The organism is Sphingomonas sp. M1A8_2b, assembly GCF_053345535.1.
The window spans coordinates 1,690,793-1,703,440 of record NZ_JBKFAH010000001.1; the positions used below are offsets into that span (position 1 = coordinate 1,690,793).

The 12,648-nt window shown below is 66.7% G+C and carries 7 protein-coding genes and 1 tRNA gene; 1 reads left to right on the top strand and 7 read right to left on the bottom strand.

Annotated features, from left to right (window positions below; translation table 11 throughout):
- Positions 1-183 precede the first annotated feature (183 nt).
- From ACLBWL_RS07925 to ACLBWL_RS07935, 3 genes are all read right to left on the bottom strand, one after another.
- Entirely contained in the window at positions 184-1,779 is a 1,596-nt protein-coding gene (locus tag ACLBWL_RS07925; protein WP_447791729.1) for an isocitrate lyase, read from the bottom strand.
- 252 nt (positions 1,780-2,031) lie between these two features.
- Positions 2,032-5,181: a response regulator gene (locus ACLBWL_RS07930; RefSeq protein ID WP_447791731.1), complete on the bottom strand. Its 3,150-nt coding sequence runs from the start codon at positions 5,179-5,181 to the stop codon at positions 2,032-2,034.
- Positions 5,182-5,519: 338 nt separating this feature from the next.
- Positions 5,520-7,073: an aldehyde dehydrogenase (NADP(+)) gene (locus tag ACLBWL_RS07935; RefSeq protein ID WP_447791733.1), complete on the bottom strand. Its 1,554-nt coding sequence runs from the start codon at positions 7,071-7,073 to the stop codon at positions 5,520-5,522.
- A gap of 448 nt (positions 7,074-7,521) precedes the next feature.
- Here ACLBWL_RS07935 and ACLBWL_RS07940 point away from each other — a divergent pair, with 448 nt between their 5' ends.
- Positions 7,522-9,300 carry an IlvD/Edd family dehydratase gene (locus ACLBWL_RS07940; protein WP_447791735.1) on the top strand — a complete coding sequence of 593 codons (1,779 nt, stop codon included), beginning with the start codon at positions 7,522-7,524 and terminating at the stop codon, positions 9,298-9,300.
- Between the two features lie 44 nt (positions 9,301-9,344).
- On the opposite strand, the gene ACLBWL_RS07945 is transcribed toward ACLBWL_RS07940, so the two are convergent.
- From ACLBWL_RS07945 to ACLBWL_RS07960, 4 genes are all read right to left on the bottom strand, one after another.
- Positions 9,345-10,223, bottom strand: a complete 879-nt coding sequence (locus ACLBWL_RS07945; RefSeq protein WP_447791736.1) for an SMP-30/gluconolactonase/LRE family protein — start codon at positions 10,221-10,223, stop codon at positions 9,345-9,347.
- A 1-nt stretch (position 10,224) separates the two neighbouring features.
- Entirely contained in the window at positions 10,225-11,010 is a 786-nt protein-coding gene (locus tag ACLBWL_RS07950) for an SDR family NAD(P)-dependent oxidoreductase (protein ID WP_447791738.1), read from the bottom strand.
- A 4-nt stretch (positions 11,011-11,014) separates the two neighbouring features.
- Positions 11,015-12,184 carry a fumarylacetoacetate hydrolase family protein gene (locus ACLBWL_RS07955; protein WP_447792069.1) on the bottom strand — a complete coding sequence of 390 codons (1,170 nt, stop codon included), beginning with the start codon at positions 12,182-12,184 and terminating at the stop codon, positions 11,015-11,017.
- 331 nt (positions 12,185-12,515) lie between these two features.
- A tRNA-Arg gene (locus ACLBWL_RS07960) sits at positions 12,516-12,592 on the bottom strand.
- Between the last annotated feature and the right edge of the window lie 56 nt (positions 12,593-12,648).

The following is a 12,648-nucleotide window of genomic DNA, read 5'->3' on the forward strand; positions in this document are numbered from 1 at the left end:
CCGGCCTTCGCCGGGGTGGTATGGTGAGGGCTGGACTTCCCTTGACGCGTGCCGCGGCTAAGCCGCCCTTCGACTACCTGCGAAGGCAGGCGCTCAGGACAGGCTACGTCGAACGGGGCTGCGGGCCCCGCCGGCCGGGCGTGATGCCGGGTCCGCGCCGGAGCTTTCGCTCCGGCTTGGGCATCACGCCGCGAACTGGTTCATCGTGTTGTGCGCGCCGCCCGCCTTCAGCGCCGCCTCGCCCGCGAAATACTCCTTGTGGTCGTCGCCGAGGTCCGAGCCGGACATGTTCTGGTGCTTCACGCAGGCGATACCCTCGCGGATTTCCTTGCGCTGCACCCCCTTCACATAGCCAAGCATCCCCGCATCGCCGAAATACTCCTTGGCGAGATTGTCGGTCGAGAGCGCGGCCGTGTGGTAGGTCGGCAGCGTGATCAGGTGGTGGAAGATGCCGGCGCGCTTGGCCGAATCCGCCTGGAAAGTGCGGATGCGTTCGTCGGCTTCGTCAGCGAGCGCGGTGCCGTCATAGTCGACGCTCATCAGGCGCGCGCGATCATAGGCGGATACGTCCATGCCCTCGGAGACCCAAGCATCGAACACCTGCTGGCGGAAGTTCAGCGTCCAGTTGAAGCTCGGCGAGTTGTTGTAGACGAGCTTCGCGTTAGGCACGACTTCGCGGATCCGATCGACCATGCCGGCGATCTGTTCGATGTGCGGCTTCTCGGTCTCGATCCAGAGCAGGTCGGCACCGTTCTGGAGCGACGCGATGCAGTCCATCACGCAGCGATCTTCGCCCGAGCCGGCGCGGAACTGGAACAGGTTCGAGGGCAGGCGCTTCGGACGGAGCAGCTTGCCGTCGCGGTTGAGGATGACGTCGCCGTTCCGTGCGGTCGTGGGATCGATCTCCTCGCAGTCGAGGTACGAGTTATACTGGTCGCCGAGATCGCCCGGCTCCTTGCTGACTGCGATCTGCTTGGTGAGACCAGCGCCGAGCGAGTCGGTGCGCGTGACGATGATGCCGTCCTCGACGCCGAGTTCGAGGAAGGCGTAGCGGCAGGCGCGGACCTTCGCGAGGAAGTCCTCGTGCGGCACGGTGACCTTGCCGTCCTGGTGGCCGCACTGCTTCTCGTCGCTCACCTGGTTCTCGATCTGGAGCGCGCAAGCCCCCGCCTCGATCATTTTCCGCGCGAGCAGGTACGTTGCCTCGGCATTGCCGAAGCCGGCGTCGATGTCGGCGATGATCGGGACGACGTGCGTCTGGTGGTTTTCGATCGCGTTGAGCAGGCGCTGTTCCTCGATCGCATTGCCGGCGGCACGGGCCGCGTCGACGTCGCGGAACATCATGCCGAGTTCGCGGGCGTCGGCCTGGCGGAGGAAGGTGTAGAGTTCCTCGATCAACGCGGGGACGCTGGTCTTCTCGTGCATCGACTGGTCAGGCAGCGGGCCGAATTCGCTGCGCATCGCCGCGACCATCCAGCCCGAGAGGTACAGATACCGGCGGTCGGTGGTGCCGAAATGCTTCTTGATGCTGATCATCTTCTGCTGCGCGATGAACCCGTGCCAGCAGCCGAGCGACTGGGTGTAGTTGGCCGGGTCCGCGTCGTAGGCGGCTATGTCCTTGCGCATGATCGCCGCAGTGTAGCGGGCGATGTCGAGCCCGGTCGCGAAGCGGTTCTGGAGCCGCATCCGCGCGACCGATTCGGGCGAGATCGCGTCCCAGGTACCGTTCCGGTCGGCGATGAGGTTGGTCAACTGGGCGATGTGAGTCTGGTAGGTCACGGGCGATCCTTCGCTGCTGCGTTGATCGTCGTGTAGGGTTGTTGACAGGGTTTTTACTGGGAATACCGCGCGGCGGCGGGTGTTGGTGTCGGTTGCGTCGGGGCCAGGGATGTCGCGTTGTGAAGAATGTTACACGCTCCATGCTGGACTCCCGCGCCCGAGGGAGTCCAGGGATCACACGTGGTTCGCTAAGTAACCCTGTTCCCCCGCTTTCGCGGGGGAACAGTCACGTCGCTGTTCCCTCTCGGGGCGTCAGTCTGCTTCGGGCACCCGGTCGGCGACCGTCGCCGTAAGCGGCTCTGCCAGCGCCGTTTCACCAAGCGACGCGAGCACTGCCGCCGCCAGCGCGTCGAGGCCGTATGGCTTCTCCAGCATGATCGCATCGGTTTCGTCGGCGACCGATGCGGTATCCCCGGTCGCGAAGACGATGCCGACGCCCGGCCTGAGCGTCCGCGCGGTCCGGGCGAAGTCGGGTCCGGACACGCCCGGCAGGTTCACGTCGGTCACCAGCGCGTCGATCGGCACGGTCTGGAGCGCGGTCATCGCATCCTCCGCGCTCGCCGCGTCGACCACGACGAAGCCGCTGCCCTGCAGCATCTCGGCGGTGTTGGCGCGGATCAGCGCGTCGTCCTCGACCAGCAGCACGGTGCGGCGGGCAGGGGCGTCTAGACGGCGATCGGTATCGATCCTGGCGTCCCGCGCAACCTTCTCGGCGACGACGGGGCGCTGGCGGTTGGCGAGCACCTGGCGGAATTTCCGTGCCAGCGCCTCGCGCGTGTAGGGTTTCGACAACAGGTCGATCCCGGCGTCCAGCTTGCCGCCGTGGACGATCGAATTCTCGGTATATCCGGATGTGAACAGCACCGCGAGATCGGGCAGGCGCTCCTTGGCTTTCCGCGCAAGCTCAGGGCTTTTCAGCGTCCCGGGCATCACCACGTCGGTGAACAGCAGGTCGATCGGCACGCCACTCTCGACCACGTTGAGCGCGCTGGCGGCATCAACCGCCTTGAGGACGCTATAGCCGAGATCGGTCAGCAGCTCGACCACGGTCGCACGCACCTCGTCATCGTCCTCGACGACCAGCACGGTTTCGGTGCCACCGGCGATCGGACCGGCGTCCATGATCACCTCGACGTCCTCGCTTTCCATCGCGCGGGGCAGATAGAGCTTGATCGTGGTGCCTTCGCCGACCTCGGAATAGATCTTCACATGGCCGCCGGACTGTTTGACGAAGCCGTAGACCATCGACAGGCCGAGGCCCGAGCCCTTGCCTTCGCTCTTGGTCGAGAAGAACGGTTCGAACACCTTCTCGATGATCTCCGGCGACATGCCGCTGCCGGTGTCGGACACCGCGAGCATGACGTACTGGCCCGCCTGGACCTCGTCGTGACCGAGCGCATAGGCGTCGTCGAGATGCGCGTTGCCGAGCTCGATCGTCAGCTTGCCCTGGCCGTCCATCGCGTCGCGCGCGTTGATCGCGAGGTTGAGCAGGGCATTCTCGATCTGTGCGGGGTCGATGAAGGTGTTCCACAGGCCACCGCCGACGATCGTCTCGATTTCGATGCCCTCGCCGATCGCCCGCCGCAGCATGTCGTCCATCCCGCGCACGAACCGCGTGACGTTGACGACCTTCGGTTCGAGCGCCTGGCGACGGCCGAAGGCTAGCAGCTGCGAAGCGAGTTTGGAGCCGCGCGATACGCCGGCCATCGCGTTCTCGACCCAGCGTTCGGCGCGCGCGTTGCCGGCCAGGTTCTTGCCGAGCAACTGGAGATTGCCCGAGACGACTTGCAACAGATTGTTGAAGTCATGCGCGACGCCGCCGGTGAGCTTGCCGACCGTCTCCATCTTCTGCGACTGGGCGAGCTTGGCCTCGGCTTGGCGGCGCTCGTCGATCTCGCGGATGACGCGCGCTTCGAGCGTTTCGTTGAGCTGGCGGAGCTGATCCTCGGCGCGCTCGCGGTGACGGACCTGACGAGCGAGTGCCTCTGCCTGCTCACGAAGGGCCGCTTCGGCGGCGCGCTGGTGGGTTATGTCGGTGTGGACGCCGACCCATTCGAGGACCTCGCCCGCCTCATCGAGGATCGGCAGGCTGCGGACCGCGAACGTGCGCCACGTGCCGCAATGGCGGCGGACGCGGTGTTCGAACACGAACATCGACTTGCTCAGGACGGCGGCGGTCCAGGCCTTGATCGTCGAGGCGACGTCGTCGGGATGGATCGCGTCGGCCCAGCCGAAATTCTGGTATTCGTCGATCGACTGGCCGGTGAGCGTCGCCCAGCCGGGCTGTTCGCCGATCATCCGGCCGTCCGGGCTGTTGGTCCAGAGCACGCCGTGGACCGCGTCCATCGCGGTGCGGAAGCGGCCGTTGCTGATCCCGACCGCCGCCTCGCGTTCGGCGCGTTCTTCGACGTCGATGCCGAGGATGTAGATGCCGGGGATCGAGCCATCCGCGGCGATGTGCGGCACGTAGCGGAACTCTGACCGGCGGTGGCGACCGTCCTTATGCGGGAAGATCGCCTCGGTCGTGAAGCTCTCGCCGGCGAAGGCGCGGTCGAACGACGGGCGGCGATCCGCATACGCCGCATCGCCGAGCACCTCGCGGACCGGTTTGCCGATCATCGCTGCGGGGTCGGCACCGAGCCACTCTTCATACTGCGCGTTGGCGAGGCGGTAGACGTGATCGCGGTCGACATAGGAGATCAGCATCGGCACCGCATCGGTGACGCGGCGCAGTTCGGCTTCGCTGGCGGCGAGGCGGTGTTCGGCTTCGACCCGGCCGGTATTGTCGACCATCGTGCAGAGCACCCCACCGACGCCGGCATGCGGGCGGTAGACGGGGGTATAGAACAGGTCGAGCGTCAGCGTCTCGGGACCCTCAGGGCGCTGGAACAGGATCGGCTGGTCACGATAGGCGACGGTCTCGCCGCGGAAGCCGGCGTCGAGGACGGCGCGGTTCCAGTCCCAGACTTCGGGGAAGGCGGTCGCGACCGGGCTGCCAAGCGCGGCGGGGTGGCGGTCGCCGGCGACGGCGCGATAGCTGTCGTTGTAGAGCATGATGTGCTCGGGGCCCCACATCACGACCTTGGCGACCGGCGAGTTGAGGATGTTAGCGAGCGTGACGCGGAGCTCGGCGGGCCACGAGTCGATCGGGCCGAGGGAGGTCGCGCTCCAGTCGCGCTGGCGGACCAGCATGCCGCATTCGCCGCCACCGATCAGGGTTTCGGCGGGTCTGGCGGGTGCGCCGCGCTCGCGCATCTGTTCGAGCGCGGTGCGGACGATCGCAGTGGCATCGCCATGCCCTGCGGCAGTGAGGTCGTCGATGTAGCTGCCGAGGTCGGATGGCAGGGAAATGGTACGCGACGAGACTGGCGACGGGACTGGCGACGAGACGGGGGTTGTCATGCCGGACTAGTGGGTTTGCGGCGCACGCGTGTCAATGAATACACGTGGTTAGGGGCGGTCTGGAAAGGGCGTGTGTCCCCCAGGTACCACCCCGGCGGAGGCCGGGGCCCAATTGGGTGACGTCGTTAACAGAGCGTTGCGCGCTATTATTGCCACCTCTCCAATTGGGCCCCAGCCTTCGCCGGGGTGGTCCTTGGTGAAGGTAGCCGAGTCTCACTTTTGTTTCCCCGCGAAGGCGGGGATCCAGACTGGGCTCCCGCCTTCGCGGGAGAGCAAGGGGGCGAGGGGCGTCCGGCGATTTGCACTGACCGGCTCCCGCCCCCTTGTCGCTTACTGACTCAACCCTCGGTACGCGGCAGACCGAGCGGGTTGCCGTGCTTGACCGCCTTCGGCAGCAACGCGTCGGGCAGGTCCTGATAGCAGACCGGGCGCAGGAAGCGCTCGATCGCCGCGGTGCCGACCGAGGTCGTGCGTGGATCGGACGTCGCCGGGAACGGCCCGCCATGCACCATCGCCGGGGCGACCTCGACGCCGGTCGGCCAGCCATTGGCGAGAATGCGACCGGCCTTGCGCTCCAGCACCGGCAACAGCGCCGCCGCGTCCGCATAGTCGCCCTCGTCGATCTGCAGCGTGACCGTCAGCTGACCCTCGATCTTTTCGAGCACGCTGTGGACCTCGGCGAGGTCGGTGCAGCGGACGATGATCGACGCAGCGCCGAACACTTCGTGGGACAGCGCCGGGTCGGCGACGAACGCCTTGCCGGTGGTGGAGAACAGAGCCGCACGACCGCGATTCGAGCCCTCGGCTTCGGTCCCGCGGGCGAGCGTCTCGACCGCGTCATGACCGGCGAGCGCCGCGACGCCCTGCTCGTAGCTGGCGTGGATGCCGGGAGTCAGCATGACCTGAGGCGCGGCCTCGCCGAGCGCGGCGGCGGCGGCGTCGACGAAGGTGTCGAGGTCAGGACCGTCGACCGCGACGACGATGCCGGGGTTGGTGCAGAACTGGCCCGAACCCATCGTCAGCGACCCGACATAGGCCTTGCCGAGCGCTTCGCCCCGCGCCGCGAGCGCAGCCGGGAACAGGATCACCGGGTTGATGCTGCTCATCTCGGCATAGACCGGGATCGGCTCGGCACGTGCTGCGGCGAGCGCGACCAGTGCAAGGCCGCCGCCCCGCGAACCGGTGAAGCCGACTGCCTTGATCCGCGGATCGGTGACGAGTGCCGCGCCGAGCTCGTTCGCCGGACCCTGGACCAGCGAGAACACGCCCTCGGGTAGACCGCATTTGGCGACCGCAGCCTGGATCGCCTTGCCGACCATCACCGACGTACCAGGATGCGCGGGGTGACCCTTGACGACGACCGGGCAACCGGCGGCGAGTGCGGAGGCGGTGTCGCCGCCCGCGACCGAGAAGGCGAGCGGGAAGTTCGACGCACCGAACACCGCGACCGGGCCGACCGCGATCCGGCGCTGGCGCAGGTCTGAGCGCGGCATCGGCTTGCGGTCCGGCTGTGCCTGATCGATCACGACCGACGCCCAGGTGCCGGCGCGCAGATGCTTGGCGAACAGTCGGAGCTGGCCGGTGGTACGACCGCGCTCACCCTCGAGGCGCGGGCGGGGCAGGCCGCTTTCCTGGATCGCGCGCGCGACGAGCGGCTCGTGGATCGCCTCGATCTCGTCGGCGATCGTCTCGAGGAAGACCGCGCGGGCCTCCGGATCGATCTCGCGGAAGGTGTCGAATGCGGCTTCGGCGAGCTTGCACGCGTCGGCAACGTCTGCCTCGCTGGATACCGCGAAGGCGGGCTCGATCTTCGCGTCGGTCGAGGGATCGATCGCGAGGAAGGTGACGTCGCTGCTTACGGCGCGCGCGCCGATCGGGAAGGTGCCGTCCATATCAATTCTCCAGGTCGGTCGCGGCGGGCCTGGGCCTCGTCGCGACATTTCGGTATCGGATCGCTTGGTGTCGCAGGCGAAATAAGGGTGTGACCGATAACACGCAAGGTAAGGACTGCTCGCGGCGGACACGGCTGCGCCGCGACACGCAGGACAAACCGAGGATCCGACGTATGCCAGTTACTCCTGCATAACGGCCAGTCCTCGTAGCGGCTCCCAGCGAACTGCGTTTCGCATTTCGCTCGGAGCAAGCCCGCAGCGAGCATCCGGAGCGCGTGGTCATCGGGGAGGAGCGGGGCGGATCGTGTCATGCCCGACAAATATCTGGTATGGGATCAATCGGATGCCGCACCGGGGCGGCATTTTGCACGGGTGAGTCCATGGTTGACCTCAGGGAGGCCGCTGCGGTAGCGCTCCCATCGAAGAATAGCGTTCAGGAGAGTTTGCAGTGGACCGTGTACCGGTAAGGCCGTTCCGATCGCGTGACTGGTTCGCGGATCCTGCCCGCTCCGATATGACGGCGCTCTACCTCGAACGGTTCATGAATTACGGGCTGACCCCTGCGGAACTGCGGTCAGGGAGACCGATCATCGGCATCGCGCAGTCGGGCAGCGATCTCAGCCCCTGCAATCGCATCCATCTAGACCTCGCCAAGCGGACGCGTGACGGCATCCGCGATGCAGGCGGGATCGCGATGGAGTTTCCGGTTCACCCGATTTTCGAGAATTGCCGGCGGCCGACCGCGGCGCTCGATCGCAACCTGGCGTATCTGGGGCTGGTCGAGACGCTCTACGGCTATCCGATCGACGCGGTCGTGCTGACCACCGGGTGCGACAAGACCACGCCGAGCGGCATCATGGCGGCGTCGACCGTCGATATTCCGGCGATCGTGCTGTCGGGCGGGCCGATGCTCGACGGCTGGCACGACGGCGAACTGGTCGGGTCGGGGACGGTGATCTGGCGCAGCCGGCGCAAGCTGGCCGCGGGCGAGATCGACGAGGAGGAATTCCTCAACCGCGCCACCGACAGTGCGCCCTCGGCCGGGCATTGCAACACGATGGGCACGGCCTCGACGATGAACGCAGTCGCTGAGGCGCTCGGATTGTCGCTGACCGGCTGCGCGGCAATCCCCGCGCCGTACCGCGAGCGCGGGCAGATGGCGTACGAGACCGGGCGGCGGATCGTCGAGATGGCGTATGAGGATCTGCGCCCGTCGAAGATCCTCACGCGCGAGAGCTTCCTGAATGCGATCCGCGTGGTCAGCGCGATCGGCGGGTCGAGCAATGCGCAGCCGCATATCATGGCGATGGCGCAGCATGCCGGGGTGACGCTATACCCGGAGGACTGGTCGGATCATGGCTACGACCTGCCGTTGCTGGTGAACATGCAGCCGGCGGGCAAGTATCTCGGCGAGCGGTTTCACCGGGCGGGCGGCGTGCCCGCGGTGCTGCACGAACTGATCGCGGGCGGGAAGCTCGACACGTCGTGCCTGACCGTCACGGGGCGATCGATCGGTGAGAACATCGCGGGCCGCGAGACGCGTGATCGCGAGATGATCAAGCCGTTCGACGCGCCGATGATGGAGCGCGCCGGCTTCCTGGTGCTCAAGGGCAATCTGTTCGATTTCGGGATCATGAAGACGTCGGTGATCTCGCCGGCGTTCCGCGCGCGCTATCTCTCGACGCCGGGCGCGGAAGATCGGTTCGAGGCGCGGGCGATCGTGTTCGAGGGTTCGGACGATTATCACCACCGGATCAACGACCCTGCGCTCGACATCGACGAGGGCTGTATCCTGGTGATCCGCGGCGCGGGGCCGATCGGCTGGCCGGGCTCGGCGGAAGTCGTCAACATGCAGCCGCCCGACGCGCTGATCCAGCGCGGCGTGCTCGCGCTGCCGACGCTCGGCGACGGGCGGCAGTCGGGGACGTCGGACAGTCCGTCGATCCTGAACGTCTCGCCCGAGAGCGCGGTCGGCGGCGGATTGTCGTGGATCCGGACGGGCGACGTCGTGCGGATCGATCTGGTCGCGGGCACCTGCGACGCGCTGGTCGAGCCGGACGAGATCGCGCGACGCAAGGGCGAGGGGCTGCCACCGGTGCCCGAAAGCAATACGCCGTGGGAGGAACTGTACCGCGAGAAGACCGGACAGCTCGCCGAGGGCGGCGTGCTGGACTTCGCGGTAAAGTATCGTGGGATTTCCGCCAAAACGCCGCGGCATAACCACTGAGGGCAATATGGCCATCCCGTTCGCCGGGATGGCCATACCGCGTCTTACAGCGTGACCGGCTCGACCGGAACGCCGGGGACGTCGACGCGGAAAGTGAACAGATTGCCGGCGAGCGGCTGTTCCGCAAGCGCTGCGGCGTCGAGGCCCTTCGCCGCGGTCGTCGCATAGGCGGTCCGGCCGTCCGCGCCACCGAGCGCGATCTTGGTGATGTTGGCGACCGGGAAGCGCACCACATCGGTGCAGGTGCCGTCCGGCGCAAAGCGGCGCGCGGCCCAGCCACCGAAGAAGCCGACCCAGACGCCGCCTTCGGAATCGCAGATCGCACCGTCGGGATGGCCATCGTCGGGGCCCACGACGATGAACGGACGGCGATCGTCGAGCGTGCCATCGGCACCGACCGTCCACGCGTCGATCTGCTTGCCGAGCGTATCGACCGTGTAGAGCGTGCGGCCATCGGGCGAGATCGCCGGACCGTTGGTGATCGCGACGGGCGGCACGTCGGTCTGCGTCAGTGTGCCGTCCTGCCAGTGGTGGACGTGCCCGGACTTGGCAGTCTCGGCATTGTCCATCGTCCCGAACCAGACCCGGCCATCGGGCGCGCGTGCCGCGTCGTTGAGGCGGTTGCCGGGCATCTCGACGTGAACGGGCGCGAGCAGGTTGAACGAACCAGTCGCCGGGTCAAACCGGTGCAGCCCGCCGCGGACACCGGCGAGAAAACCGCCACCGGTTTCCGGGATCACCCAGCCGACCTGATCGGGTGCTTCCCACGAGTCCAGCGATGCCGAGTCGGGATCGAACCGGTACACGCAGGGCGCCTTGATATCGACGAACCAGAGCGCGCTGTCGCGAGCGACCCAGATCGGGCCTTCGCCGAGCGTCGCACCGACGTCGCAGATGCTGGTCGCATGGGTCTCGGCGGGCATCTCAGCGCCACCCCGCATCGACGAAATAATCGTGACCGGTACACATCCGCGCATCGTCGGAGGCGAGGAACAGCACCAGTGCGGCGACGTCGGCGGGCTGGACGCGGGTCTTCAGGCACTGCGCGGCGATGATCTCGGCCTCGCCCTCTGGCGTGTACCATTTCAGCTGGCGCGGCGTCTCGACATTGCCGGGGACGATCGTGTTGACGCGGATACCGTCGCCGCCCAGATCGCGCGCCATCGCTCGCGTCATGCCCTCGATACCGGCCTTGGCGGTCTGATAGAGCATCAGTTCGGGCAGCGCGAGATGCCACGAGATCGACCCGAAATTCAGGATCACGCCGCCGCCCGCACGCTTCATCGACGGCACCACCGCCTGCGCTGCGAAGAACAGGTGGCGAAGATTGGTCGCCATCCGCTCGTCCCAATAGTCGGGCGTGATTTCCTCGATCGTATGGCGATCGTCGTTGGCGGCGTTGTTGATCAGGATGTCGATCCCGCCGAGCCGGCTCTCGATCGTCGCGACCGTGGTCTTCAACGCATCGATATCGCGCAGGTCGAGCGGCAGGAAGATCGGCGCCGTCGCGACGGCAGGCGTCAGCGTGGCGATCAAATCGTGCGCGGCATCCTCGGCCATGTCGACGAACGCAACGTGCGCGCCCTGCCGCGCGAACGCCTCGACCAGCCCGGCGCCGATTCCCGACGCGCCGCCGGTGATCAGGACGCGTTTGCCTTTGAGGCTTGGATAGATCGCCGTCTGGTCGGCGGCTTGGGTCTTCTGCAGCACGGGGTTACGCTCCCTGGTTCTTGGTTTGCGCCAGCAGGCCACGGCCCGCCAGATTGCGCATGAGATCACCGATCCCGTAATTCCACGGCGCGGCGTCCTTCGACGTCGTTACCGGATTGACCAGCGCACCGAGCTTCGGGTTCGAGATCGTGACGACGTCGCCGACCGCGTGCGTAAAGCCGCGGCCGGGCTCGTCGCGATCCTGCGTCGGCGCGAACAGCGTACCGAGGAACAGCACGAAGCCGTCGGGATACTGGTGCTCGCTCATCGCCTGGCGGACGAGGTCCTCGGGATCGCGGCTGATCTGGTCCATCGAACTGCTGCCCTCGAGCCGGTAGCCGTCGGTGCCGTCGATCGTCAGCACGATCTCGGACGCGCGGACGTCGTCCATCCCGAACGTCTCGTCGAACAGGCGGATGAACGGCCCGAGCGAGCAGGACGCGTTATTGTCCTTCGCCTTGCCGAGCAGCAGTGCGCTGCGGCCTTCGAAATCGCGCAGATTGACGTCGTTGCCGAGCGTCGCACCGATCGTCTTCCCATTACGGTCGACGACCAGCACGACCTCGGGCTCGGGGTTGTTCCAGGTCGAGTCGGAGCGGATACCGACCTCGCCGCCCCAGCCGATCGTCGACAGCGTCGGGCTCTTGGTGAAGATCTCCGCATCCGGGCCGATCGCGACCTCAAGATACTGCGACCACATGCCGTCCTCGATCAGCGCCGCTTTCAGCGCCGCCGCTTCGGGCGATCCGGGCACGACCGAGCGGATGCTGCCGCCGACGCGTTCCTCGAGACGGGTGCGAACCGCCGCCGCCGCCGAGGCATCACCGCGGGCACGCTCTTCGATGACGCGTTCGAGTGCGGAGACCGCGAACGTCACGCCGGACGCCTTGACGCAGTGCAGGTCGATCGGGCTCAGCAGTCGCGGTGTCGCGTCCGCGTCGACCGACAGCGACAGATCGTCGAGATGGCCGAGATCGGTGCCGGCGCTGGTATCGAAACTGCCGCGCTCGATCAGCCCGGCGACGGTCGGCGCCACGTACGACATGTCGTACACGCGTCCCCCGCGGACGATGACCGGGGTCGGTCCGTCGCCCAGGTCGATCCGACCGAGCAAGGCCGCCTGTTCCCAATCGGCAGGCAGCGCCCGCGCCGATGCGAATGCGATGTCCACGATGTCATCCCCTCCGAATTTGTTAGCGTTACCGTATGCTGCTTGGCGGAGTCGTCAAGTCCCGGTCCTGTGTCTCGGACCCTATGCAATCGGCGGACCAGCTAGCGCAACGGCGAATCATACGACTTTCGTCTTATAAATGCGGCCGGGCGTGATTGAAGGACGATCTACCGGCGTGACGCTCTGTCGCGGAAAGCGGCCCTTGGATCGGATATGTCTTACCAGCCATCGAGCTGGTCGAAAGCCTAGCGAGCTGCAGTTATCGGCGATAATGGTCCGCTGGTAACGATATCAGCGCTGCCACCCGATTCTCGGTATCACGATAGAGGCAGATTGGCGCGCCCGGAGGGAGTCGAACCCCCGACCGAGGAGGTAGAAGCTCCTTGCTCTATCCAACTGAGCTACGGGCGCGCGCTGAGGACCGATTAGCGTGGATTGCGCGCGCTTGGAACCGTCATCATAACGCG